The sequence below is a fragment of the Pseudomonas sp. F2 genome, from assembly GCF_057174385.1.
This window is the reverse complement of record NZ_CM169904.1, coordinates 4,693,739-4,717,965: the sequence shown is the minus strand read 5'-3', so window position 1 is coordinate 4,717,965 and position 24,227 is coordinate 4,693,739. Positions and strand designations below refer to the sequence as shown.

The window sequence follows — 24,227 nt, the reverse complement described above, 5'->3', positions numbered from 1 at the left end:
CCTGAACCTTAGCCAATGCTGGCCCTTCGATACAGCGCAAAAGGGTTTCCGAGGCATAAAAAAACCCGCCGAAGCGGGTTTTTTCTCGATCCGATCACACAGTGCCCGGAATTACAGCTCCGAGAAGCACTCTTCGATGATCGCCAGGCCTTTGTCCAGTTGCTCGTCCGGCGAGGTCAGCGGTACGAGAACGCGCAGCACGTTGCCGTAAGTGCCGCAAGACAGCAGGATCAGACCCTTGTCACGTGCCTTGGCTACCACCGATGCCACTGCGGCCGCGTTCGGCTTGTGGCTGTCGCCGTTTTCGAACAGCTCGATCGCGATCATCGCGCCCAGCGCACGCACTTCGCCGATCACTGCCGGGTATTTGGCCTGGATGGCCTTCAGGCCGGTGACCAGACGCTCGCCAACAGCCTTGCAGCGGTCCAGCAGGTGTTCTTCTTCGAACACTTCCATCACGGCCAGGGCCGCAGCGCAAGCGATCGGGCTACCGGCGTAGGTGCCGCCCAGGCCGCCTGGAGCGATGGCGTCCATGTATTCGGCCTTGCCGCAGACACCGGCCAGCGGGAAGCCGCCAGCGATGGATTTGGCGAAGGTGGTCAGGTCGGCCGCAACGCCCATCTGTTCCATGGCGAAGAAGGTGCCGGTACGGCCAGCGCCGGTCTGCACTTCGTCAGCGATCAGCAGGATACCGTGCTGGTCGCACAGGGCGCGCAGACGCTTCATGAACTCTTTCGGCGCGACGTAGAAACCACCTTCACCCTGCACCGGCTCGATGATGATCGCGGCGATGTCTTTCGGCTCGGCGTCGTTCTTGAAGATGCGTTCGATGGACGCGATCGAATCGTCGATGCTCACACCGTGCAGCTCGTTAGGGTACAGCGCGCGGAAGATGCCGCCTGGCATCAGGCCCATGCCGGCCGAGTACGGCACGACCTTACCGGTCAGGCCCAGGGTCATCATGGTGCGACCGTGGTAGGCACCGGTGAAGGCGATCACGCCGGCACGGCCAGTGGCGGCACGGGCGATCTTCACGGCGTTTTCCACGGCTTCGGAACCGGTGGTCACCAGCAGGGTTTTCTTGGCGAAATCACCAGGCACCTTGGCGTTGATCTTTTCACACAGCTCTACGTACGGTTCGTAGGCCAGCACCTGGAAACAGGTGTGGGTCAGCTTGTTCAGCTGTTCGGTCACGGCGGCGATGATTTTCGGGTGCACGTGGCCGGTGTTCAGTACCGCGATACCGCCGGCGAAGTCGATGAACTCACGACCTTCAACGTCAGTCACGGTAGCGTTCTTCGCCGATTCGGCGAAGATCGGGTGAATCTGGCCAACACCACGTGGAACAGCTGCGGTACGACGGGCCATCAGTTCAGCGTTAGTCTTGCTCATTACAGTCCTCATTCACCGCTCATCGGGCGGCGTGGTTCAAGGATTAAGCGGGGGGAATCGGCGGTGACAGCATGCGATGATCGACTGCCACGGCGTTCCCGGCCGCAGAGAAAATTCCGGTTTGAAACGACGCAAAGGGACAGCGCTCTCGTGCCCTTTGCGTTTGCAGCGATCCCTTTCCCGGCTTAGATGCCCAGGCAGAGGTATTTGATTTCCAGGTAATCCTCGATGCCGTACTTGGAGCCTTCACGGCCCAGGCCCGACGCCTTGATGCCGCCGAACGGCGCGACTTCGTTGGAGATCAACCCGGTGTTGACGCCGACCATGCCGTATTCCAGGGCTTCCGCCACACGGAACACGCGGCCCAGGTCGCGGGCATAGAAGTAGGAGGCCAGACCGAACTCGGTGTCGTTGGACATCGCGATCACTTCGGCTTCGTCTTTGAAGCGGAACAGCGGCGCCAGCGGGCCGAAGGTTTCTTCCTTGGCGACAGCCGCGTCTTTCGGCACATTGGTCAGAATGGTCGGCTCGAAGAAGTTGCCTTCCATCGGCTTGCCACCGGCCAGCACGGTGGCGCCTTTGGCCACGGCGTCAGCGATGTGCTCTTGCACCTTGGCCACGGCTTTCTCGTCGATCAGCGGGCCCGTGGTGGTGCCCTCTTCCAGACCGTTGCCGATCTTCAGCTTGGCCACCGCGACTTTCAGCTTCTCGGCGAACGCGTCGTAGACCGAATCCTGAATGTACAGGCGGTTGGCGCAGACGCAGGTCTGACCGTTGTTGCGGTATTTGGAGATGATCGCGCCTTCGACGGCCTTATCCAGGTCCGCGTCGTCGAACACGATGAACGGCGCGTTGCCGCCCAGTTCCAGCGAGACTTTCTTGATGTCCTTGGCGCATTCCGACATCAGCTGACGGCCGATTTCGGTCGAACCGGTAAAGGACAGCTTGCGCACGATCGGGTTGCTGGTCAGCTCGCTGCCGATGTCGCCGGCGCTGCCGGAGACCACGCTGAACACACCTTTAGGGATGCCGGCGCGCTGCGCCAGTTCAGCCAGGGCGAACGCGGAGAATGGGGTTTGCGAAGCCGGCTTGAGCACCATGGTGCAACCGGCGGCCAGCGCTGGGCCGGCCTTACGGGTGATCATCGCCGCCGGGAAGTTCCACGGGGTGATCGCGGCGGTCACGCCAATTGGTTGCTTGATCACGATCAGGCGCTTGTCCGGCTGGTGGCCCGGAATCACATCACCGTAAATGCGCTTGGCTTCTTCGGCGAACCACTCGATGAACGACGCGGCGTAAACGATTTCGCCCTTGGCTTCGGCCAGCGGCTTGCCCTGCTCAAGAGTCATCAGGCGCGCGAGGTCGTCCTGGTTCTCGATCATCAGTTCGAACCAGCGACGCAGCTTGCCGGCACGCTCTTTGGCGGTCAGTGCACGCCAGGCCGGCAGCGCCTTGTCGGCGGCTTCGATGGCACGGCGGGTTTCCGCAGCGCCCATCTTCGGCACGGTGCCGAGAATTTCGCCGGTGGCCGGGTTGTTGACCTTGATCGTCTGACCGTTGTCCGCATCGACCCAAGCGCCATCAATGAAGGCTTGCTGGCGGAACAACTGGGTATCTTTAAGCTGCATGTCGGCTTTCCTTAACAGCACCGCGGCCTGCGCGGAGCAAAATTATGATTGTAGAAAGGCGCCTCGCAAGGCTGCCGTCAGGGAAATCATCTACCGGGTGAGGCGCAGTGATCGTGCGTTATTCACCGCACCTGCGCTTCCACACCCCGTCAAAGAGCGTTTGAAATCTCAAACGGATCGTAGGAGCAAAGGGGTTAAAGGACAATAGGTCGTTCGAAAAAAAGAACAAAAACCCTGCGTTTGCTGGATTTTTCAGATCAACGCGCAAAAAGCCCCGGCCGCAGCCAAACCATAGATCAGCCGGGAAAAAGCGCCAAGCGAGGGTTTTGCAGGACGTTACAGCTTTAAGGAATGCAGCGTTTCACACCGACACGCGCACTGACAAAACCCGCCAAAACCCGGCATGGACGCCCCGAGCCGACCTAGGTATGATGTCGCCCGCTGCACCAGTAGCTCAGCTGGATAGAGTACTGCCCTCCGAAGGCAGGGGTCGTGGGTTCGAATCCCGCCTGGTGCGCCATGAATTGAAACGAGAAAGCCCCGGTCTGTGATGGTCCGGGGCTTTTTTGTGGGCGCTGACTTTCATGTGACTGCTGTCACTCCGTCGTCCAGTCAAACTCATCGTAATCGTCGTCTTCCTCTTCCTCCCCAACCTCCTCAAAAACCTCGTCTTCTTCCACGACGTCGTCTTCCGACTGGTTCAGCAGGAACTCCTTGCGCGCCTCGGTAATCGCGCGCCGCATCTCCTCGCCCTTCTGCGGGCAGTTGAGGAGTTGGGCGATGCGGTCGATTTTTGCTGCCACTTTGTTCTCCAGCGCTTCAGCCATGGCTCGATAGTGCGCGTTTTTGCCGGGCAATGCCAAATGGCTGGGTGAACAAGCGGTCAGTTCTGGCGAATGCGCTCAAGTCGCAGGTCGAGGTTCACCCCGGGGTAGCGTTTGTGCAGATTGTTGTACAGCGCATCCGCGGCTTGCGACTGGCCGGCCTCGCGCAGGCGCAGGACTTCGCGCAGTTGCTCATCCAGGCCGTTGGCCGGCGCGACGGCGCGTTTGCTGAGTCTGGCTTCGTCGGCGCTGATCGCGTCGCTTTGCATCGGCTCAGCCATTTCCATCATCGGTGCCGGTGCGGGCATGAACGCAGCGGGCGGGGCGGCCAGTGACTGCGCTTCCGGCGCTTGCTTGCGCGCCAATGGCGCGGCCGGTTTGGCGGCCGGGGCGAAGTCGAATTGCGCTGGCGGCTCGGGCGCACGTTGCACCAGCGAGAGCATCAGTGCCATACCGACCAGGCTGGCGAATGCGACCTGCCAGCGCGGTTTCTGGCAGGCCTGCAGCCAGCGTTGCCACAGGCTTGGCTTGGGCGCCGGAGCGGCGCGGCGTGCAGCGGCGAGAATCAGCGCATCGAGCTGTTCTGACGGCTCGCTGGTGTGTTGCTCGCGATAATGTTTGAGCAGTTGCTCTTCCGGCGTCTGGCGGGCGTCAGTCATGTCAGTACCTCCTCGGCCAGCAGCCGACGCAGTTTTTGCTGGGCGTAGCGCAAGCGGCTCTTGACGGTTTCCAGCGATGTTTCGGTGAGGCTGGCGATTTGTGCCAGGTCGAGGTCACCGTGGGCGCGCAGCAGGAACACCTCGCGTTGCTCGGCGGGCAGGGTTTGCAGGGCGCTTTCCAGGCGCTGGCTGTCGCGGCTGAGGTTCAGCCGTTGTTCGGGATCGTGGGTCTCGTCGCCGACCGCGTGCAGCTGTTCGTCGTAACTGTCGTGCAGCGGCTGATATGCACCGTGTTTACGCCAGTGATCAATCAGCCGATTGCGCGCAATCTGGAACAGCCACGTACGAAACGTCGCCCGTCCTTGTGGCTGACTGGTGCTGCGGATCAGGCTCAGCCAAGTGTCCTGAAACACCTCGTCAGCCAGCTCCGGTTTGCCGCTCAACCCGAGCAGAAAGCGATACAGACTTTGCCGATGACGGGCGTACAAAATCTCGAACGCCGCGCCGTCGCCTTCGCGATAACGCGCCAGCAGGGTTTCATCGCTGCCGGCGGCCGGGCTGTCTGGTGAAGCAAACAGCTGACTGATGAAACCTTTCAATCGGCTCACTATTCAATCCGTCGCTCAGTGGGCATCGCATTCGATGCGGTTGAGCTGCGCAGGCTTTGCGCCAGTTCCACCAGTTGCACGAACTCGCTGCGCAAACCAAAGCGGTCGTCGCCGCGAGCGCCACGGGCCAGCGCTTCGGTGTCTTTCAGGCTGAAGTCGCCGGTGTAGCGAGCATCCTTGAGCTGCTGGGAAAACGCCGCCACCGCCGCTGCGAAACGCAGATCGTCACTGGCCGGTGCGACTTGATCGGTAATCGGCCGCTCGATCAGCAGACTTTTCCCACCTTCGGGCTGTTGATAACGCACACGCAGCATCGCCAATTCCCCGCTGTTCGTAGCCACTGTCGCCTGCGATTTACCGTAACGCAGCGGTTCCAGCCAGCCCTGCTCACCTGCCGGGACAATTTCATACAGCGCGGTCACCGTGTGTCCTGCGCCGACTTCACCGGCATCGACTTTGTCGTTGCTGAAATCCTCACGCTTCAGAGCGCGGTTTTCGTAGCCGAGCAGGCGATATTCACTGACCTGCGCCGGGTTGAATTCCACCTGCAATTTGACGTTTTTCGCCACCACGGCAAGGGTCGAACCGAGTTGATCCACCAGCACTTTGCGCGCCTCGCGCAGATTGTCGATGTAGGCGTAGTTGCCGTCGCCAGCGTCGGCCAGTTGTTCCATCAAGTGTTCATTGTAGTTATCCACACCGAAACCCAAAGTGGTCAAGGAAATCCCGGTCTTGCGTTTATCCACGGCCATTTGCTTGAGGCTGTCGAAGTCGCTGATGCCGACGTTGAAGTCACCGTCAGTGGCCAGCAGGATGCGGTTGATGCCTTTGGGAATGAACGCCTGTTGTGCCATTTGATAGGCCAGTTCGATGCCCGACGCACCTGCAGTTGAGCCGCCAGCGGTCAATTGCTCGATGGCTGTGCGAATTTTGGCTTTTTCCCGGCCAGACGTTGGCTCCAGCACTACGCGGGATTCGCCGGCATACACCACCAGCGACACCCGATCCTGCTCGCGCAACTGCTCGACCAGCAGTTTCAATGTGCTTTTGACCAACGGCAGCCCTTCGCGGCGATCCATCGAACCGGACACATCCACCAGAAACACCAGGTTCGCTGGGGCCAGTTCCGCCACGGCGCGGTCGGACGCCTTGATGCCGATCCGCAGCAGACGGGTGTGCGGATTCCACGGGGTGACGGCCAGTTCGGTGGTCACGCCGAAGGGCGAGCCATCGCTGGGCAGCGCATCGTTGTAGGGAAAGTAATTGACCATCTCTTCCAGCCGCACGGCGCCTTCCGGAGGCAGGCGTCCCTGATTGAGCAACCGCCGGACGTTAGCGTAGGCGCCGGTATCGACGTCGGCGCTGAAGGTCGAGACCGGAGATTCGGCCACGCTATGGACCGGATTATCGGCCAGCGCCTGATACTGCTCGCGCTGCTCGTCGCGGTAGCCTTGTGGATAACTTTCCGGGGCCGGCATTGCCGCGAAACTCGCCATTGGCGCCGGTCGCGCACTGCGCTTGGCCAGCGCACTGTCGGCAGCGAGCACCTCATGCTGAATCGACGGCTGTGGCTGGGCCGGCGCCGGGACGGCAGCCGACTCCGGATTGGAAGACACGCCGCAACCGGCGACGGTCAATAACACACCAACGACAACGGGTCGCAGAAAAGGCAGGGAGCGGGACATGGGGGCTGACCTCGGGATGAAAGTGATCCATTCATCCACTGAGACGGGCAGCCCCTTCAGATCGGGTTAAACCCCGCTAAAAATTTTTTAGCGGTGATAACGCCGCACCACGCTGCTGTTACGCAGTACGTGGCCTTTGATCTTGTCCATCAGCTCGGCGCGGGTCAGGCCGGCGGGCAAGGCGTCCGGGGCCAGATCCAGGGCGTAGATCTGAATGATGTAGTGGTGTGCACTGTCGCCAACCGGTGGGCATGGCCCGATGTAATGGGTCGTGCCTTTGCTGTTGGTGCCGCCTACGCCTTCGAGACTGGATTTGGCGCCGACACCGGCCGGGATCTGCCGGGTGGTGGCCTTGATGCCGTAATGAATCCAGTGATCGACGCCAGCCCCTTTCTGGCCGTCCGGGTCGTGCATGACGATCGCATAGCTCTGGGTGCCGGCAGGCCCCGCGTTCCAGGCCAGTGCCGGCGACTGGTTTTTGCCACCGCAACCGGTGGCATCGCTCGCGGCGGCCGAGGTGAACAGGCGATTGTCCGAGACACCGGGGATGTCGAGGGTAAAGCGCTCGGCCGCCTGCGCCGGACACTGCACGCAAAGGGCGACGACAATGGCCGCCAGCCAAGGGTTGAGAGAGGTCAATCGGGTCATTCCGGGAGTACCTTGTGCAGTTGGGCCTTCGTCGGCCTGCAAACTATAGCCGTACCGTTCGTACCTTGGCAGTGGCAATTGGCTGAACCTCGCCCTGCGGCGCAAACTCGTAAGAGAAATGCCTGCCAGGAGCACGACCATGAGCCTGCACCGTGTCGCCCGTTTCGCCGATGTTCCCGAAGACCGTGGCCTGCAAGTCAAAATCGGTGAGCACAAGATTGTCCTGCTCCACGCCAATGGCCAACTGCGCGCGTTTCAGGGTGAATGCCCACACGCCGGCGCGCCGCTGGTGGAGGGCGCCTTGTGCAACGGACGACTGATCTGCCCGTGGCACAAGGCCGCGTTTCGCGTCGAAGACGGCGCGTTGTGCGAGCCGCCTGCCCTCGACAGTCTCAAGCGTTATCCGCTGGAGTTACGTGGCGATGAGGTCTGGGTCGATGACCAACCGCTGCCGGATGGGCACACGCCGCCGGCCGATGATTCGCGCACCTTCGTGATAGTCGGCGCAGGTGCAGCGGGCACGGCATGTGCGGCGGCACTGCGGGAGAAAGGTTTCGGTGGCCGGATCATCATGCTCGACCGCGAAGCGGATGCCGGCTACGACCGCACGGTGCTGAGCAAATTTGTCCTCGCCGGCGAAATGTCGACGCAGGAAACTCCGCCGCTGCGCGATGAAGAGTTTTATCAAAGTCAGCGCATCGAACGCCGACAAGGCGAAATCACTGCCCTCGACGCCTCAGCGAAAACCCTGCATTTGCACGATGGCCAATCCCTGCGCTACGACGCCGCGGTGCTCGCCACCGGCGGCGAGCCCAATCCGCTGCAACTGCCCGGCGCTGATCTGCCGCAGGTGTTCGTCCTGCGTTCGAAAGCCCAGGCTGAACAGATCATGCGCACCGCCAGACCCGAACAGCGGGCGCTGATCATCGGTGACAGCTTTATCGCCCTGGAATGCGCCTCCGCCCTGCGCCAGCTAGGGCTCGACGTCACGGTCAGCGCCCGCCACGCCATTCCGTTTGCCGCACAATTCGGCACAGCCGTGGGTAAAGCGATCCGTGCGCTCCACGAACAACACGGGGTGAAATTCATCACCGATCACGAAGTCCGGGAAATCATTGGCGACGGCAAAGTCGAAGCGGTGCTGCTGGACAACGGTTTGCGCGTCTCGGCGGATCTGGTGCTGGCGGGGGTCGGCGTGCATCCGGCCACCGAGGCTTATGCGTCGCTGCCGAGGGAGAAAGACCAGTCACTGCGAGTCGACGCCGGCCTGCGTGTTTGCGACGGGCTGTGGGCAATTGGCGATATCGCCACGTTCCCCCTGAGCGGCCAGCCGCAACGCATTGAACACTGGCGCCTGGCCCAGCAGCATGCGCGCATTGCTGCCGCCAACATGCTGGGCGCCGATGAGCATTATCTGGATGTGCCGTTTTTCTGGACCTGGCACTTCGGCAGGAACTACGACTACCTTGGCCACGCCAGCCAGTGGGATGAAATCGAGTTCAGGGGCGAACCCGAGCATCCGCCCTTCATCGGCCTGTTCGGCCATAACGGCGTGGTGGTCGCCGCGGTGGCCTGCGAGGAGGAACGGGCCATGGCGATGCTCGCGGAGCGGATGAAACAACCACTGGCGATGGAAGAAGCTTGGGAACTGATTCGCTGCTGAACGCTGAACGCTGAACGCTGAACAATGTAGGAGCTGCCGAAGGCTGCGATCTTTTGATCTTGATTTTAAAGATCAAAAGATCGCAGCCTTCGGCAGCTCCTACAGGGGGGGCATCTTTCAGGTGGGGCGATTTACCGGGTCGCGATTATCGTCATCCTCGGCGTGCAGAAAGATCACCCGCGGATGCTCCAGCGGCGCCAGCGGTGGCGGCAGCTCCGCAGGCTCCAGTGGCCGAAAGTTCAGCACCACATGGCTGATGTCACCTTCCTGATCGTTGTGGATGGTCATCACCCCCGGCGTGCGCAGTTTCTGCAAGCGCTCATCGCACAGGCGGAAGCTCTTGCTCAGCCCTTCATCATCGACCACCGGCGCCGGCAATCGACGCTGGGCGAAGCTTCGGCTTTTGCGCTGTTGATAACGCGCCCAACCAATCAGGATCACCGCGTTGACCAGCGCCACCCACAGGTAGATCTGCAACGTCCCCAGCGCCTCGAACGCCGAGTTGTCGATGCGTGGCCCACCGGCGTGGGTTTCGATCAGCGGCCACAGCCCGCGTATCAGCAGGAACAGCAGGCCGACCCAGGCCAGCACGGTGAGAATCACGTCGATCACGACCAGGAACGGTCGCTGGCGGGTCCGGATGATTTTCATTTGATGACCTCCTCTTCGTCGTCGCCGACCGGTTTGATGCCCCGATCAGGACTGACCCAGCGCGCACGCTTCTGATGTTGGCCAAACAAGACCTTGGGGAAGCTGACCAAGGTGGTGAGCAGACTGACCAGCCAGAAAGCGATCGGGTACCAGACCACCCAGAACATGGTTCGGCCCAGACCCGGCTCATAGCGCCGGTCGATAATGATGCTGACGGCGAACTGCACCAGACAGACGAAGGCCAGCAGCAATCCAGTGAACGCCGGGGGCATCAGGTGATGCACGGCAATCGACTCCGGCATGACGACGAACTTGCCAACGGCCCAGAAGATTACCGACAGCAGAAAGGTGAAGGCCCAACCGGTCGAAAGGCAATACTCGAACAGCAGCGGCCACAGGTAACGATGGCGGTACTGCCAGATGCCGCGGATGTTCTTGAACAGCACCTCGGCACCGCCCTGGGCCCAGCGCAGGCGCTGCTTCCACAGACCACGCAGGGTTTCCGGCATCAGGATCCAGCACAGCGCGCGCGGCTCGTAAAAGATGCTCCAGTGATCGAGTTGCAGCTTCCAGCTGATGTCGATGTCTTCGGTGATCATGTCCGGGCTCCAGTAGCCGACCCGGTTCAACGCGGTACGGCGGAACGCGACGATCACCCCGGACACGGTGAAGATCCGCCCGAACACCCGTTGCGTGCGCTTGATCAGGCCGATGATCGAGGAGAACTCACCGACCTGCACCCGCCCGACCAATGTCGAACGTGTACGGATACGCGGGTTGCCGGTCACCGCGCCGAGGCGCGCGTTGTCGAGCATCGGCGCCACCAGATAGGCCGCCGTGTTCGGTGCCAGCAGCGCGTCGCCGTCGATGCACACCAGATATTCGCTGCGCGCAGCAATGGCGCCCATGCGCAGCGCCACAGCCTTGCCCTGGTTTTCCGCCAGGTGCAGCACCCGCAGGCGTGGGTCTTCTTGGGCGAGCCGGTCGAGCACTTCGGCGGTGTTGTCCTTGGAACCGTCGTTGATCGCGATGACTTCGATGTTCGGGTAATGCTGGGCCAGCGCCGCGTGAATGGTATCGGCGGCGTTTTCGCCTTCGTTGTAGCAAGGGATCAGGATCGAGATCAGTGGTTCGCCTTCCAGTGGCGGCGGCAGGGTGTCGTCCTGCCATGGCCAGTGACGCTCCCAGTGCAGCCAGAAATACAGGCCGCCGGCAATCCACAGGCCGGACATGAACAACGGGTAGAAGAACACGAAGTCCATCAGGAACTGCCCGGTGACCAGGAAGATCAACCCCAGCGGCACGCCGAGGACGAGCGCCAGAACAAGCAGGGCTAACAGTCTATCCAGCATGTCATGGGTTCCATTTGTTGGAGAGCGCAGGCCTTACGGTTTTCAGGTCCGGCAGGTTGTCGAGGAAGTTGTCCGGGTAGTAACCAAAACTGGTCGCCCCCTGACGCTTGAGCCGGCCCATCCAGTCCGCCAGTTGCGCACCGTCGATGTCGGCCTGATCCTTTTTCGTCCAGTCGCGGGCCTGCAGTTCGAAGACTGTGCGATCCAGTGCACCAGGGCGCTGTTTGATCTTCGCCACCAGTTCTTCAAGCCACGGGCCGGATTGCGCCTGGGTCTGTTTTTCCATCAGCGGCATGGCCATCGGCGCCGTCCAGTCGTAGGTCACGAGGAAGTCGTCGAGGTTCTGCGCAAACCAGGCTTCGCTCTGCGGATTGAGCACCGGCTCGGCGAAGATGTTGCGTGCGGTCAGCACCTGCGGGCCACGGATCGCACGGACCTTGGCGGTCAGCTCATTGGTGAAATCGATCAGGTATTTACTCTTGAAGCGCGTCCAGCGTTGCATCGCCGCCGGATCATCTCGAAGCGCAGCGATTGACCCCGGCAAGCCGTGCGCGGCATAAGCTTTCAGGGCCTCAGGGCTGGCGTCTTCGAAGTCCGACAGCACTGCGTCGTCGTGGTACAGAATGCCGTCCACCGAGGTCAGACGCGCCACGTCTTCGTAGATTTCACCGATGATCCGCCGTACTTGCGGATCGAACGGCGACAGGCGCTGATACTGGTCCGGATCGACTGCGGTGCTGCCGGTCTTCGGATCCCAGCGCGTGACACGCGGCAGTTTCGCATCGAGGCCAAAACTCAGCACCGGCATCCAGGCGAACACTTTCACGTGCGCCCGAGTGCGCAGTTGCCAGGCAACGCGGTCGAAAATATCGGCGCGCACCGGCAGGTGACGGTTGGGGAAGTACAGCGAGTGCACCAGTCCGTCGCCCTTCGGATCGGCGAAGGCCTGCAGGAACACGGTGTTGGCACCCATGTCGGCCATGCGCTGGATCAGCTTGCCGAGGTTGATTTCCTGCTGCGCCGGGTCCGGGTCGTAAACGTTGTCCAGATCGACGTGCACCACACGCATGGCGAAATCCGCTTGCACGCCGACGATGCTGTTGGCGAAATGCTCGCCGTCGGGATCCGAGGCCACCAGGAAGCGCGGGCTGCTCATCAGGTTGTCGAGGGCGTCGAGACCGTCGTCCAGGGTCAGGGCCATTTCGTAGCCCTGCTCGCCGACCACGGCCAGCGAAGTGCCGTCCGCCGTGCCGTACGGCCAGACCCAGATGCGCGGTTTCTTGCCGGTGACCTTGCGGATTTTTTCCGAAATGGTCGCCACGTCATTGCTGATTCGAGCACGGAACTGCTCTTCGGACTCATAGCGCTTGGTGAGCGGATCGTAGCGTCGGGTGGCCGCCGCCGGCTGCATGTTGCCTTGCGGGTTGGCGAGGATGCCTTTGTGGCTGGCGTCGGTGTGCGCGGCGATTTCCACCAGCCCTGACTGCGAGATTTCCCGCACCTGATCCCAGGTCAGAAAGTCCGAACGTGCGCGGGGTGCACCGGCAAAATCCACCGGTTGATTGAGCGGCGTGTCGATCCACACGCCGACCGGCGCCAGCAGAGCGTGCCAGTTGTAGGCGCGCAGCACCGGCAGCACGCGGGTGTAGAAGCTTGAATAACCATCGTCGAAGCTGAGCAGGATCGCTTTGGCCGGCAGTTCCGGGCCGCCCTTGCGCGCCGCCATGATCTGATCGACGGTGACCGGTTGGTAGCCGTTCTCCCGCAGCCACGCGAGCTGCTCGATCATGCGTTCGGTGCGCACCGCCACCACCGCCTGATCGGGGTCGCGGTCTTCGATATCGTGATAGGCGATGCCCAGCACATGGTTTTTCGGCCAGGGTTTTTCACTGGCCGCTACGGGACGTTGCGACGGCGGCGCGAAGGCCGGGGCTTGCTGGGCGCAGGCGCTGATCAGCAGCACTCCCAGCAGAAGGATGAAACGCGTCATCAAAGGCATCTTCAAACTCTTCTAGAAGCGGAAAGTGAGGTCGACGAGCAGACGCAGATCGGTCTCCCGATCACCGTCGTAGGGCCGGTTGATCACACTGAACAAACCGCCCACCTCGAACACGTCGTTCCAGGCATAACGCTGGCCGTAGCCGAGCATTGCCATGCCGCCAGTGCCGTGATCACGCTGGCTGTAGGTGCCTGCACCGGCCTGGAACTGCTGGCTCCACGAGGTTTCGTAACGGTGGTAGAGCACATGGTTGACGTTGACCGTCGGCATGACGCTGAAGTCCGATTTCGGGTTGAAGTACGGCACATCCTCGGACTTGGAGTTGTGGCTGGTACCGACTTCCAGACCGGCATCGACCTGCACGTTCGGCGCGCTGTAGACGCCCTCGCGCCCGGTGAGCAAAGCTTCGACGCGGTTATTGCCGTCGCTGAAGTGCGACGGACTGACCGACAGCCGCCACTCGCGACTTTCGTTGGCGCGCCAGCGAATGAACGCGTTGCCGCCGTTGGCCTTGATGTCACTGTTGAGCGCCCGCAACGGCGTCTCGGCCGACAGATAGGCGAAGCTGCCGCCGTACTGCCAGTGGTCGTTGATGTCGCGGGCAATCGCGATGCGCGCGCCCTGTTTGGCGCCGTAACCGTAATCGTGGTTGGAGACCTCGGCTTCCAGGCTCATGTCGCGGGTACGCCGCTCCAGGCCCACGCGCTGGAAGCGGTCGGTACCGGTGCCTTCGGCGAAGTCGCCGGTGGCATACCCGGCGCCGACGAACACCCGCCAGTCTTCATCGATTGGCGGGCTGTACAAAGTGCTCTGGATGCCGAAATCGCGGCTGCCACTGACCGCGCCCGCACCACTGCCGCCGCCTCCGTTGGCCTTGCCGCCATAGGCTTCGACGCGCAGTTCGGACATGTCGTGCACTTCGCGCTCGCGGGCCGCACGCTGCACCTGACGGTTGTCGGGAAAACGCGCGACCACGTCATCGGTCAGCGCATCCATCTGCCGCCATTCCTGCAGGGTCATCGCGGTGCGCGCCTGAGCGAGTTCCAGGCCCATGTCGCGCGGGACCATGCTCTCGGTTTCCTTGAGCTGATTTTCCGCGCGGCGTGGCCATTGCCGGGCCAGGTACAGATCGGCCTGCGCCAGGCGCAGGCCGATGTTGCCCGGGGCCTGATCGACCAGGGTTTGCAGGCGTTCCTCGCCGTGCGGCAGGTCGGAGCCGTAGGTGCCGGCCTGCGCCGCGAGTTGCTGCGCGTCCATCCATTCGTCGTTGGGGTTGCCGATCGGCAAGCCCTTGAGTTCGACGCGCGGCTTCTGGGTCTTGGCCAGGTCCTCGGCGACGTTGCGCGCTTCATCGGCGCGATCGCTTTCCAGCAACGAGTAATACAACGCGGTGGTGTCTTCGAGGCGATCACCGACATCGGCGTCCGGGGCCGACAGCACCTGGCGATACAGGTCGGTAGAGACTTCTGGCTGGCGCTGATCCAGATACGACGCGGCGACCCAGCGCAAGGCGTAGGTCGGAATCTTCACGCCTTGGCTTTGCAGCTTCTGGTATTCATTGATCACGTCAGCGGTGCGCGCCCGGGCCTTGAGTGCACCCATGCGGTCGATACGCCAGCGAATCACGTCATCGTGGGCGCTGGCATCCGGGGTCCAGGTGGCGAGCAGTTTGTCGTAATCGGCCAGCGCGCGGTCGGCGATCACGTAGCGTTCTTGTTCACTGCGGGTGGCGAGTTCGGCCAGACGCACGCGTTCGGCGGCCAGATCACCTTCGAGGCGGCGCAGGGTGACCGGGTCGATCAGCCCCGGACGTTGATTGGCCAGACGCAGCGCCGGTTCCGGCAGCCGCGCCTTTTGCAGGGCGACCACGTATTCGCGGGCGACCTCCGGCTTGCTGCCGGCACGGATAAACGCTTGATCGTATTCAAACAACGCGTCGTACTGCTTGCCGGCGCGGGCCAGGGCATAGCCCAGGGCAAGGCGGCGCGAAGGATCGTCGGGTTTGGCGGCGACCAGCGCCTTGGCGCGGGTCACGGCTTCGTCGGGTTTGCCCGCGTCAGCCTGAGTCAGGGCCAGCCCCAATTGCAGGTCAGCGTTGTCCGGCTCCAGCGCCAGCGCCTTGTTGTAGACCTGAGTCGCCTGATCCCAACGCTTGAGGTTGCGATAGGCCCGTGCCGTGGCGGTCAGTGCCTGCACCGGCAGCACCCGGTCACGGCCCTGGGTTTCATAGACCTGCACCACTTCGGCATCGAGGCCGGCCCAACTGGCGATCTGCAGGTGATCGCTGATCTGGCCAGTGGTCGACTGCCCCGGCGGCACCTGGCGCAGCACATTCAGCGCGGGCGTGGTCTGCCCGGCACGGGCATCACGCACCATCTGATCATAGGGCGTGTCGGCAAACGCCAGTGCCGGCCAGAGCAACTGGCTGCACAGCGCAACACGAAACAACGGGCGTAAACCACGATGTAGAACAGGCACATCAATACGCGGCATTCGTCAGCATCCTTACATGGCCAGCCGGGTCGCAATGCCCCCCTTGCCCATTCGTAACGGAGGCTGAGCCAACAAAGACCCAGCCAAGCTTAGTCAGGCAGTCTTGCATGCAAGCGTAGTCGAATATTCAGAACACAATAATTGTTCAGAATCGTGCCGCCGGCTCAGTGCAAAACCCGAATGCCAGACAGCAAAACGCCCGGCGTCCGCGAATCCAGAGGCCGGGCGTTGCTATTTAGAGCGCAGGATTACTGCACTTGCGTGACGCCAGCGAACTTGCTCATCAGGAAGCCGACGAACTGCTCGACGGTCATTTTCTGGCCGTTGAATTCCACCTGGTTGGCGGCGTAGTGCAGCTTGGTCACGACATTGGTGCCGTCGACGGTCGCCAATTGCGAACCGACTGCCATCCCGGAGAACATGTCGGCGCCGGCGCTGGCCTGGTCGACGATGGCTTTGGCGTCAGTCTGACCGTCGAGCTGCGCCTGCACGCTGAGCAGATCGATCAGCATCGGCTTGGACACCTGAATATTCAGGTCCAGCAGCGCGATCAATTGCTTGCCCAGTTGATCCGGCGGCAGGTCCATCGACTGCGGTTTGGTCAGATCAATCACCAGACTGGCGCGGCTTTCACCGTTGGCGGTTTTCAGCGACAGGTTTTCCAGCGCGATCTGTGGGCTGGCGGCCAGCAGTTTCTGCAGGTCAGCCTTGACCTGTGCCGATTCGGCTTCGGTCAGGTTCAGTTCCGGTGCCGGCAGACCGGCCTCGGCAGCCGCCGCCGCTTCCTTCTCGTACGGCTGCAATTTGGTCTGGTAGATCTGCATCAGCGACATCGTCGACGGGATGTCGAGATTTTTCAGGCTCATGGCCATGTTGGCCGAACCGATTTTCTTGTCGTTGAGGGTGACTTCACCGACCTTGTAGTCAGCGCGGCCCGAAGCATTGCTGCCGCTCTCTTCGGTGAGGTTCTTCATTTCGAAGTTCTTCACACCGAGTACCGACTGCTTGGGCCCGAAGGTGGTTTTGCTGTTGGTCAGCTCCAGGGTGTTTTCCCCGGTGTAGTAGCCGTAGCTGCTCTTGGCGAGGTTGCTGGCCAGGGTCAGACCGTTGAGTTCGACCTGCACCGGCGCCTGGTCCTGGGCCACGGTGACCAGTTTCAGGCTGTCCATGTAGCCGTCAGCCTTGACCTTCTGCGCCTTGGCACTGGCGGAGATGTTCATGGTCAGGCCGGAGAATTTCAGGCTCGATTGCTCATCCAGTGCGGTTTCCAGTGGCAGCAGTTCGACGCTGCTGGTGGTGGACTCGTCGTAGCCGATGCTGGTCACGCCCTTGACGGGTGCGGCCCCCTTGGTGGCGGCAAACCATTTTTCGGTGGCCGGGCTCTTTTCCAGCTCGTAATTGCTGGTGGCCATGACCGGCAGCCACTTCAGCGACACCAGACGCGAGAAGGGCAACGGGCCGTGTTCGATGTGGTCGACGAACAGCAACTCGACCGGCTTGTCACCGAACATCTCGCCCTCGCCCTTGAGGCGGTAGTGCGCGGTGCTGGTGAAAGTGTGGCGTTCCAGCGACACCAGTTCCAGCGATGCGGTGCCATTGGAACCGGCCATCGCGGTCTGCAGCTCCTGGTTGGCGTTGGTGACGGCGTTGTTCAGCACGCCTTCGATCCTGGTTCCGGTGTACCAGGCCCCACCCGCGCTGATCGCACCGATGGCAACAACAATCCCGAGAAGCACGCCTGCTGATTTATTCATGAATGACCTGATCAATGTCCGTGGCTGAAAGTGTGGTCGTCTTCCCTGAACCCGTGACCGGGTCGCGGCTCGACTCCGCTGAAATTAGCGGTGGAGATTAGCACTGGCAGCGCGAAGCGGCCCAATGTTTAAAGGTTAAAGAGTGTCTATGGGGAGTGTGGACAGCTGACAGGCGGGGAGAGTTGCAGTGTTGTTGAGGACGCTATCGCTGGCAAGCCAGCTCCCACAGGACTGGTTGTGTTCACAAAATCCGAGAACACCACAAAAACTGTGGGAGCTGGCTTGCCAGCGATGGGGCCAGAGGACTCCCAGAAGATCAGGAATACTGAACCTCGATCTCATCGAGCTGATGATCGAAGCTCTTCAACCGCGCCGTCCAGGTATACACCAGCACTTCAAAGTCGCGGTCGATCACCGCCCCGCCCGGCCCGTCGGCTCGGGGGTCGCAGAAATCCAGCTGATAGCGTTCGCGGGCCATGGCCGTGGCGACATCCGACAGTTCGCGGGCATTGTTGAGCCAGTGCCAGCCTTCATCGGCGATCTGCTTGTCGAGTTCCAGACACTGTTTTTTCAAGGCTTCGAGGCTTTTTTCCAGCGGCGTGCCGGTCAGTTCGCCCATGACTTCGGCGAAGGTGCGTCCCGGTTGCCAGTAGCTGCCCCAGAAGTAGCGATCGAACACGGTTTCGACCCGGCGCAGGGCGACTTTGGTGTCCCAGATCAGCACCAGGGTCTTGCCTTGTTCAAGTTGGCGTTTCTTGACCCGCTGCACCTGGATCGACGCCCAGGCCACGACGACAATTGCCATCACCGCGATCAACGCCGTGGCGCTGTCGAGGAAGACCATGGCCTTGTCGATCTGATGGGCCAGCATGATGCCGTAGAAATAGGTGGCCGACAGCAGCACCAGCGCTACCAGGGCGCACCAGAAGCCGAGAGCGTAAGGGTTTTTCATTATTGGTTTCCCCTAGACCAGCGCTAGCGATGTGCGCTGAAAGGGTGCGTTGCACGGGGCACCCTTTCAACACTTCAAAGCATAGCAACGGCTTCAGGGTTTGCTGGTGCTTGAGGCTTGCGTTCGTCCGCTTTCCCAGCCGCCACCCAGGGCGAGGAACAAATCGATCTGGCTCATGGCAACCTGGGTGTTGGCAGCGGCCAGTTGCGCGGTGACATCGGTGTAGGTGCGGGTCGCCTGCAGGTCGGCGAGGAACGACTCGCGCCCGGCCTGGAAGAAGCGATGGGTCTGGTCCGCTGCCAGTTTCGCCGACTGCTCGGCATCGGCCAGGGCGTCGCGGCGTTGCAGCAGTGCGCTGTACTGGGCCAGACCGGTCTGGGTTTCGCGGATGGCGTTGAGCACCACGCCGTCGAAATGCGCCAGTGCGGCCTGGGTGTTGGCCTCGGCTTCACGGATCCGCGCACGGGCGCCGTTGGTCGGCACCTTCCAGCTCAACGACGGACCGAAGCCCCAGCGGTTGGTCGACGGATCGCCCAAGTCGTCAATAAGACCGACGGTGCCGATGGTCGCGCCGATGCTGATGTCCGGATACAGCTCGCCCGTGGCGACGCCGATGCCCGCTGTCGAGGCCGCCAAGCGACGTTCCGCCTGACGGATATCGGGACGACGCTTGAGCAGCGCCGCACCGTCGCCCACCGGCACCAGTTGGGCAATTTTCGGCAGCTCGGCACAAGTGGCGGTACCGGCCGGCAATTGCTCGACCGGTTTGGCCAGCAGCATCGACAGGCGGAACAACCCGGCCTGACGCGCTGCCTCATAGCGCGGCAGGTCGGCGCGCAACGACTTGAATTGGGTTTGCGAACGGGTGACCTGGGTTTCATCACCACGCCCGGCATCGCGCAGACGCTGGATCAGCGTGGTGCTCTGCGATTGCAGGTCGAGGGAGTGCTGGGCAATTTCCCGCTCTTCGTTGGCCGCGCACACCTGGGTGTAGGCGCGAACCACGTCGGCCACCAAAGTGATGCGTGCGGTGTCAGCCGCTGCTTGAGTCGCATCGGCGTTAGCCTTCGCGCCTTCGATACCGCGTTGCAGGGTGCCCCACAGATCGAACTGATAAGACGCGCTGATGCCAATATCGCCGACGTTGTCGACCGGGACTTTTTCCGGCAGCAAGAACGCCTGCCCGGATTCCTGCAAACGCTGCGCGCCCATCTTCACGCCCGCGCTCCAGCCACCCGCCGCTTCGGCTTCATCGACTTGTGCGCGAGCCCGTTGAAGGTTCGCCGCCGCTACGCGCAAATCAGTGTTTGACGCCATGGCTTGCTGCACCAGTTGATCCAGTCGCGGATCCTTATACAGCCGCCACCAGTCCGCCGGCACCGGCGCCGACACCACTGGTTTGCCGTCCACCGCCAGCTCGCCCTGAAAATCCTTGCGCTGCACCGCCGCATCAGCGGGCAGATGATAGTCCGGCCCGACCATCTGACAGGCCGAGAGCATCATGCCCAACCCGGCGATCATCAGGGCCCTGTTCATTGCGCGGGCTCCTGGGTTTTGTCGTCGATGATCGACACGGTCGCGGTCCTACCGGCGATCATGCGGAAATCTGCCGGCACCTCGTCAAAGGCGATGCGCACCGGAATCCGTTGCGCCAGGCGCACCCAGCTGAACGCCGGGTTGACGTTGGGCAGCAGGTTGTTGCCGCTGGTGCGGTCGCGGTCTTCGATACCGGCGACGATGCTTTCGACATGCCCACGCAGCCTGGCCTTGTCGCCGATCACGCGGATATCCACCGACTGCCCGACATGAATACCGTCGAGTTTGGTTTCTTCGAAATAGCCGTCGATGTGGAACGAGTTGCTGTCGACCACCGACAATACCGGACGCCCGGCGGTGACGAATTCCTGCACTCGCGGCGCACGGTCGTTGACGTAACCGTCCACCGGGCTGCGGATCACCGAACGATCCAGATTGAGCTGCGCGCTGTCCACCGTCACCAGCGCTTCGGCCAGCGCCGATTGCGCCCGGGCGACTTTCGACTGGCTTTCTTCCAGTTGTTCGGCCGGCACCAGATTGCCCAGACCACGGTTACGCTTGGCTTCACGCTGCGCCTGGGCCAGGGTTTCTTCGCGATCGGCGACCGCCGCTTTAGCCTGACGCAGGGCCAGTTTGAAGCGGTCCTGGTCGATGCTGAACAGCACCTGGCCGCGTTTGATCAACTGGTTGTCCTTGACCTCGACCTGCTGGATCAGCCCGGACACGTCCGGGGCGATCTGAATAATGTCGGCGCGAATGTGGCCGTCACGGGTCCACGGCGCAAACATGTAATACATCACCATGCGCCAGACAAGGACGACGGCGAAAGTCACGATCAGCAGGGTCAGGACCACGCGACCGATAGTCAGAAACGGTTTTTTCATGTCATCAGGTATCGACTGAGTGAGTCCACGCCGTACAGCATCACGGCGTAGAGGGCCACGTTGAACAATGCCCGGTGCCAGACCAGACGGTAAAAGTGCAGGCGCGTGAGCACGCCATGCACCAGCACAAACAACACATAGGTGATGCCCATCAACACCAGCAGGGTCGGCAGGAAAATGCCGCTGATATCCAGATCACCAATCATAGGGGCGCTCCATCGGGCAGCGGTTCTTCGGCATCGCCCGTGCTGACAAATTCCACGCCGGGCAACAGCGCCAGGCGCAAACCGCTCAGGGCATGCAACAGGTTTAGCCGGGTTTCTTCGTCGCCGTGGCCTTTGAGCGCGCGGCGGGCGCGGTCCATGGTCATCAGCAGCGGGCTCGGTGCCGGCAAGCGTTCGCCGGCCTTGAGGCAAGCGCGGAAATACTCGCCGACCTCGGCCACCACTTGCTGCAGCAGGGCCTTCGGCGCGCCGCTGACTCGTGGCGTGTAAGCCAGCAGATCGAGCAGGTTCAGGCCGACACGCACTTCACGCATGGCAATCCCGGTGTCCTGTCCGGTCATGGCCAGACGCGGCAAGTGCTGCATCAGACGATCGAGCAACTGCACGCCCAGATGCCGATGTTCGGCCAGATTGGCCGGCTCGGTCATGCGCACGATGTCTTTCCAGCTGAAGCGGGTCAGACGTTTGGCGGCCAGCTCGACGCCGAACGGGCGGGCGATCAGGGTCCAGATAAACGCGAACAACAGGCCCAGAGGGCCGGCCAGGTTGGAGTTCACAAAGGCGAAGAAGTCCGCGTCGTACGCGCCCTGAATGCTGATGAACGACGAGGTGTTGACCAGCGTCAGGAGCATGCCGAGGAAGAAGCGTGGCTGCACCGTCAGGGTGCCGACACAGATGAACGGAACCGCAAACGCCAGTACCAGCATCGGGAAATCGTGCAGGTTCGGCAGAATCAGGAACAGATAGAGACTGGCGAACAGCACCGACATACCGGTCCAGAAAAAGAACCGGTAGATCTGTGGCGCCGGGTCGTCCATCGAGGCGAAGAAACTGCACGCTACCGCCGCCAGAATCACCGCACTGCCGCCGTCCGGCCAACCCAGCAGAATCCACAGCACCGAAGCGACGATGATCGCCAGAACGGTCGAGGCCACCGAATACAGCATCATCCCGCGGTCGAGAAATGGCGTCAGCCGCCCGAGGCGCCAGTGCCGGTAAACCGCGCGCCAGCTGTCCTGGCGCTCGCAGAGAATCGCGTCCTGCAAACTGCGGCAGTCCTGCCACAGATCGATGAATTCACCGAGGCGATAAATCGCGTTGGAGAACAGCAATTGCTTGCGATCTTCCAAGGCCTCGCAGTTTGGCTGCAGGGCCTGGAGTTGATCCTTGAGCGCCTGCCAGCGATCCAGATCGGCGTCTTTGTGACCGAGCCATTCCTGGGTCGCGGTCAGCAGCGGGGCAAACTTTTCCACCAGTTCCGGCGTGCGTCGCTCAAGGGCGTAGAGCGAGTCTTCCAGAGCGTCGATTACCGGCAGCAGGTGGATCATCCGCCCGCGCAGTTCCTTGGTGTTGCGCACGGTTTGCGGACGAGCGCCTTCGTGGGGCAACTGGCCGATCATCAATTCGAGGCTATTGAAATTGGCGACCATGGCCATGCGCAGCGTGGCGATCTGTTCAGGCTGCACGTCGCGGCTGAGAAACTTCAGGCTGTAGGTGGTGGCGTCGGCGAACCATTTACCCACTGCGTCGTTGAACACCGGCGCCAAGCGACGCGGCCAGAACATCGCGCCGACCACTGCCGCCACGGCGATACCGAGAAAAATCTCTTCGGTCCGCGCTTCCGCCACGTCCCACACCGCCAGCGGATTATCCACGGTCGGCAAGGCAATCAACGGCAGGGTGTAACCGGCCAGCATCAACGCGTAGTTGTTGGCGGTACGCAGGTGCAGCGACAGGAACAGCAAAATCCCCGTCCACAAGGCAATCACCACCACCAACACGTACGGACTCTGTACGAACATCGGCACGAACAGCACCGCCGCCGCCGCCCCGAGAAAGGTGCCGATGGCGCGGTACAGCGCCTTGGAACTGGTCGGGCCGAGAAACGGGCTGGAGACGATGTACACCGTGGCCATCGCCCAATACGGACGCGGCATTTGCATGAGCAAGGCGATGTACAGCGCAATCATCGACGCTGCAAAGGTGCGGACCCCGTAGAACCAGTCACGGGCAGGCGGGATGCCAGAGAAAAAACCGTTCAAGAATTAATCACCACAGGCGGATTGGCCGCCTCAAAAGCTCGCAGTACCCGAAGCGTAGCTTCCAGATCACTCTGGTCGATGCCTTCGAGCACTTCATGACGCAGACGCACCAGTTCGCTTTCCACCGCTTGCACCAGTTCACGGCCGGTGTCGGTCAGGCTCAGGCACTTGGCCCGACGATCCTGCGCATCTTCGGTGCGGCAGACGTAGCCGGCGTGGCACAACTGGTCGAGCAGGCGTACCAGCGACGGACTTTCCATCCCGGCTGCCTGCGCCACTTGCACCTGACGTACACCCTCGCCCAACCGCCCGATCATCAACAACGGCACGGCGCAGGCTTCGGAGATTCCATAGTTGACCAGCGTGGTCTGGCAGATCTTCCGCCAATGCCTGGCGGCCACCACCATGGCACTGCTGATGTTCATCTGGAGAGCGTCGAGGGAATTCGGCACGGGAAAATGCACACTGTTAGTTTGCTAACTATCAATATCGCATTGGCGGGGAATTTCAGTCAAGTTTTGAAACAAATCTTCTCTGCAGAGAATTTCTATAGTTCATCCGACTCGATGGCTACTCCTACTTCGTTCCTGCGCAAATGTGTGATTGACACCAAATCGAAATCATCCAGCGTATTCAGGATCGCTTCATACATTTCTGACGAGACCAGCACAGCCACTGTTGTGTCGTGCTCCCGAAGCTCGACAGGCCCGTTGGAGATGCTTTCGATCACTGCCTCAATACAGTCTCCAAGCGCGTCAATATCAATAGTTCTGACTGGCAAAAATGATTGCATCGACGGCTCCGGGTTGTTGAATGGGCAAGCTACTCCAACATCAATAGGGATCCTGTGGACATTCTGTAATAAGGTTTTACTCAGTCCTACAAAACCCGCCCCTTGCGCAACAACACATCCAGCTGATCCACCACCTCCGCCCAATCCGCATCATCAAGAATCTCGCCGCGCAAGAAATCCGCCTGACTTTTACTCCAGAAAAACGCGTCCGCCAGGTGCAGCTCGGGTTTGAGCGGTGAATGGGTGGCGATGAATTGGTCGATGCTGGTCGGGTCGCTGTCCAGGCCCAGTTGTTTGAACAGGGATGGCAGGCTGTGGGTGGGCTGTTCCATGGAGGACTCCTTCAAGAATTCGGTGGGTGGAGATTATTCGCGAGCAGGCTCGCTCCCACAGGGGGAACTCGATCAACCTGCTCGCGAAGGCGCCGGCAAAAACGCTAC

Annotated in this window: 21 protein-coding genes and 1 tRNA gene; 2 read left to right on the top strand and 20 right to left on the bottom strand. The window is 61.7% G+C overall.

Annotation, left to right across the window (positions count from 1 at the left end; genetic code table 11):
- Positions 1–111: 111 nt before the first annotated feature.
- A complete protein-coding gene (gabT, locus tag AC193Q_RS21240) occupies positions 112–1,392 on the bottom strand; it encodes a 4-aminobutyrate--2-oxoglutarate transaminase (RefSeq protein WP_108181327.1) in 1,281 nt (426 codons plus the stop codon).
- Between the two features lie 185 nt (positions 1,393–1,577).
- Complete coding sequence (gabD, locus tag AC193Q_RS21235; RefSeq protein WP_007963502.1) at positions 1,578–3,020, bottom strand: NADP-dependent succinate-semialdehyde dehydrogenase; 1,443 nt, start codon at positions 3,018–3,020, stop codon at positions 1,578–1,580.
- A 443-nt stretch (positions 3,021–3,463) separates the two neighbouring features.
- Here gabD and AC193Q_RS21230 point away from each other — a divergent pair.
- Positions 3,464–3,540 (top strand) — tRNA-Arg (locus tag AC193Q_RS21230).
- A 76-nt stretch (positions 3,541–3,616) separates the two neighbouring features.
- On the opposite strand, the gene AC193Q_RS21225 is transcribed toward AC193Q_RS21230, so the two are convergent.
- The 5 genes from AC193Q_RS21225 to AC193Q_RS21205 form a co-directional block, all read right to left on the bottom strand.
- Positions 3,617–3,847, bottom strand: coding sequence for a hypothetical protein (locus tag AC193Q_RS21225; protein WP_443541962.1), 231 nt, complete (start codon positions 3,845–3,847; stop codon positions 3,617–3,619).
- 56 nt (positions 3,848–3,903) lie between these two features.
- On the bottom strand, positions 3,904–4,503 hold the full coding sequence (locus tag AC193Q_RS21220; protein ID WP_483878740.1) for a hypothetical protein: 600 nt from the start codon (positions 4,501–4,503) through the stop codon (positions 3,904–3,906).
- Positions 4,500–5,081 (bottom strand): RNA polymerase sigma factor, encoded by a 582-nt coding sequence (locus tag AC193Q_RS21215; protein ID WP_483879640.1) that lies wholly within the window; start codon positions 5,079–5,081, stop codon positions 4,500–4,502. The genes AC193Q_RS21220 and AC193Q_RS21215 overlap by 4 nt, the downstream gene beginning before the upstream one ends.
- Before the next feature lie 29 nt (positions 5,082–5,110).
- Positions 5,111–6,796, bottom strand: coding sequence for a vWA domain-containing protein (locus tag AC193Q_RS21210; protein ID WP_483878739.1), 1,686 nt, complete (start codon positions 6,794–6,796; stop codon positions 5,111–5,113).
- An 87-nt stretch (positions 6,797–6,883) separates the two neighbouring features.
- The gene (locus AC193Q_RS21205) at positions 6,884–7,444 is read right to left on the bottom strand and encodes a YbhB/YbcL family Raf kinase inhibitor-like protein (RefSeq protein WP_483878738.1); all 561 of its coding nucleotides are present in this window, start codon (positions 7,442–7,444) and stop codon (positions 6,884–6,886) included.
- Between the two features lie 139 nt (positions 7,445–7,583).
- Here AC193Q_RS21205 and AC193Q_RS21200 point away from each other — a divergent pair, with 139 nt between their 5' ends.
- On the top strand, positions 7,584–9,107 hold the full coding sequence (locus AC193Q_RS21200; protein ID WP_483878737.1) for an FAD-dependent oxidoreductase: 1,524 nt from the start codon (positions 7,584–7,586) through the stop codon (positions 9,105–9,107).
- Positions 9,108–9,224: 117 nt separating this feature from the next.
- Here AC193Q_RS21200 and pgaD read toward each other — a convergent pair whose 3' ends face one another.
- The 13 genes from pgaD to AC193Q_RS21135 all read right to left on the bottom strand — a co-directional run bounded on the left by pgaD (position 9,225) and on the right by AC193Q_RS21135 (position 24,119).
- Positions 9,225–9,758, bottom strand: a complete 534-nt coding sequence (pgaD, locus tag AC193Q_RS21195; RefSeq protein ID WP_047290751.1) for a poly-beta-1,6-N-acetyl-D-glucosamine biosynthesis protein PgaD — start codon at positions 9,756–9,758, stop codon at positions 9,225–9,227.
- Positions 9,755–11,110, bottom strand: a complete 1,356-nt coding sequence (gene pgaC / locus AC193Q_RS21190; protein WP_083367373.1) for a poly-beta-1,6-N-acetyl-D-glucosamine synthase — start codon at positions 11,108–11,110, stop codon at positions 9,755–9,757. Before pgaC ends, pgaD begins: the two co-directional genes overlap by 4 nt.
- A gap of 1 nt (position 11,111) precedes the next feature.
- Entirely contained in the window at positions 11,112–13,109 is a 1,998-nt protein-coding gene (gene pgaB, locus AC193Q_RS21185; RefSeq protein ID WP_121183030.1) for a poly-beta-1,6-N-acetyl-D-glucosamine N-deacetylase PgaB, read from the bottom strand.
- Positions 13,110–13,121: 12 nt separating this feature from the next.
- Positions 13,122–15,602 carry a poly-beta-1,6 N-acetyl-D-glucosamine export porin PgaA gene (gene pgaA / locus AC193Q_RS21180; protein WP_483878736.1) on the bottom strand — a complete coding sequence of 827 codons (2,481 nt, stop codon included), beginning with the start codon at positions 15,600–15,602 and terminating at the stop codon, positions 13,122–13,124.
- 248 nt (positions 15,603–15,850) lie between these two features.
- Positions 15,851–17,356 (bottom strand): YdgA family protein, encoded by a 1,506-nt coding sequence (locus tag AC193Q_RS21175; RefSeq protein WP_121183026.1) that lies wholly within the window; start codon positions 17,354–17,356, stop codon positions 15,851–15,853.
- A 316-nt stretch (positions 17,357–17,672) separates the two neighbouring features.
- Entirely contained in the window at positions 17,673–18,308 is a 636-nt protein-coding gene (locus AC193Q_RS21170) for a hypothetical protein (RefSeq protein ID WP_025113416.1), read from the bottom strand.
- Positions 18,309–18,401: 93 nt separating this feature from the next.
- A complete protein-coding gene (locus AC193Q_RS21165) occupies positions 18,402–19,844 on the bottom strand; it encodes an efflux transporter outer membrane subunit (RefSeq protein WP_121183022.1) in 1,443 nt (480 codons plus the stop codon).
- Positions 19,841–20,728, bottom strand: a complete 888-nt coding sequence (locus AC193Q_RS21160; protein WP_047290744.1) for an efflux RND transporter periplasmic adaptor subunit — start codon at positions 20,726–20,728, stop codon at positions 19,841–19,843. The genes AC193Q_RS21165 and AC193Q_RS21160 overlap by 4 nt, the downstream gene beginning before the upstream one ends.
- Positions 20,725–20,934, bottom strand: coding sequence for a DUF1656 domain-containing protein (locus AC193Q_RS21155; RefSeq protein WP_007957657.1), 210 nt, complete (start codon positions 20,932–20,934; stop codon positions 20,725–20,727). The genes AC193Q_RS21160 and AC193Q_RS21155 overlap by 4 nt, the downstream gene beginning before the upstream one ends.
- Complete coding sequence (locus AC193Q_RS21150; RefSeq protein WP_121183020.1) at positions 20,931–22,994, bottom strand: FUSC family protein; 2,064 nt, start codon at positions 22,992–22,994, stop codon at positions 20,931–20,933. The genes AC193Q_RS21155 and AC193Q_RS21150 overlap by 4 nt, the downstream gene beginning before the upstream one ends.
- Positions 22,991–23,419: a MarR family winged helix-turn-helix transcriptional regulator gene (locus AC193Q_RS21145; RefSeq protein WP_047290742.1), complete on the bottom strand. Its 429-nt coding sequence runs from the start codon at positions 23,417–23,419 to the stop codon at positions 22,991–22,993. The genes AC193Q_RS21150 and AC193Q_RS21145 overlap by 4 nt, the downstream gene beginning before the upstream one ends.
- Positions 23,420–23,541: 122 nt before the next feature.
- The gene (locus tag AC193Q_RS21140) at positions 23,542–23,787 is read right to left on the bottom strand and encodes a hypothetical protein (protein WP_121183018.1); all 246 of its coding nucleotides are present in this window, start codon (positions 23,785–23,787) and stop codon (positions 23,542–23,544) included.
- An 86-nt stretch (positions 23,788–23,873) separates the two neighbouring features.
- Entirely contained in the window at positions 23,874–24,119 is a 246-nt protein-coding gene (locus tag AC193Q_RS21135; RefSeq protein ID WP_121183016.1) for a DUF2789 domain-containing protein, read from the bottom strand.
- Positions 24,120–24,227 lie beyond the last annotated feature (108 nt).

What these genes read in the sequence shown, in the direction of transcription:
- pgaD (WP_047290751.1), bottom strand. Translation starts at nt 9,758, where the DNA reads ATGAAAATCATCCGGACCCGCCAGCGACCGTTCCTGGTCGTGATCGAC.
- AC193Q_RS21220 (WP_483878740.1), bottom strand. Translation starts at nt 4,503, where the DNA reads ATGACTGACGCCCGCCAGACGCCGGAAGAGCAACTGCTCAAACATTAT.
- pgaA (WP_483878736.1), bottom strand. Translation starts at nt 15,602, where the DNA reads ATGCCGCGTATTGATGTGCCTGTTCTACATCGTGGTTTACGCCCGTTG.
- AC193Q_RS21175 (WP_121183026.1), bottom strand. Translation starts at nt 17,356, where the DNA reads ATGAATAAATCAGCAGGCGTGCTTCTCGGGATTGTTGTTGCCATCGGT.
- AC193Q_RS21205 (WP_483878738.1), bottom strand. Translation starts at nt 7,444, where the DNA reads ATGACCCGATTGACCTCTCTCAACCCTTGGCTGGCGGCCATTGTCGTC.
- pgaC (WP_083367373.1), bottom strand. Translation starts at nt 11,110, where the DNA reads ATGCTGGATAGACTGTTAGCCCTGCTTGTTCTGGCGCTCGTCCTCGGC.
- gabT (WP_108181327.1), bottom strand. Translation starts at nt 1,392, where the DNA reads ATGAGCAAGACTAACGCTGAACTGATGGCCCGTCGTACCGCAGCTGTT.
- AC193Q_RS21200 (WP_483878737.1), top strand. Translation starts at nt 7,584, where the DNA reads ATGAGCCTGCACCGTGTCGCCCGTTTCGCCGATGTTCCCGAAGACCGT.
- AC193Q_RS21135 (WP_121183016.1), bottom strand. Translation starts at nt 24,119, where the DNA reads ATGGAACAGCCCACCCACAGCCTGCCATCCCTGTTCAAACAACTGGGC.
- AC193Q_RS21160 (WP_047290744.1), bottom strand. Translation starts at nt 20,728, where the DNA reads ATGAAAAAACCGTTTCTGACTATCGGTCGCGTGGTCCTGACCCTGCTG.
- gabD (WP_007963502.1), bottom strand. Translation starts at nt 3,020, where the DNA reads ATGCAGCTTAAAGATACCCAGTTGTTCCGCCAGCAAGCCTTCATTGAT.
- AC193Q_RS21165 (WP_121183022.1), bottom strand. Translation starts at nt 19,844, where the DNA reads ATGAACAGGGCCCTGATGATCGCCGGGTTGGGCATGATGCTCTCGGCC.
- pgaB (WP_121183030.1), bottom strand. Translation starts at nt 13,109, where the DNA reads ATGCCTTTGATGACGCGTTTCATCCTTCTGCTGGGAGTGCTGCTGATC.
- AC193Q_RS21140 (WP_121183018.1), bottom strand. Translation starts at nt 23,787, where the DNA reads ATGCAATCATTTTTGCCAGTCAGAACTATTGATATTGACGCGCTTGGA.
- AC193Q_RS21210 (WP_483878739.1), bottom strand. Translation starts at nt 6,796, where the DNA reads ATGTCCCGCTCCCTGCCTTTTCTGCGACCCGTTGTCGTTGGTGTGTTA.
- AC193Q_RS21155 (WP_007957657.1), bottom strand. Translation starts at nt 20,934, where the DNA reads ATGATTGGTGATCTGGATATCAGCGGCATTTTCCTGCCGACCCTGCTG.
- AC193Q_RS21145 (WP_047290742.1), bottom strand. Translation starts at nt 23,419, where the DNA reads ATGAACATCAGCAGTGCCATGGTGGTGGCCGCCAGGCATTGGCGGAAG.
- AC193Q_RS21170 (WP_025113416.1), bottom strand. Translation starts at nt 18,308, where the DNA reads ATGAAAAACCCTTACGCTCTCGGCTTCTGGTGCGCCCTGGTAGCGCTG.
- AC193Q_RS21225 (WP_443541962.1), bottom strand. Translation starts at nt 3,847, where the DNA reads ATGGCTGAAGCGCTGGAGAACAAAGTGGCAGCAAAAATCGACCGCATC.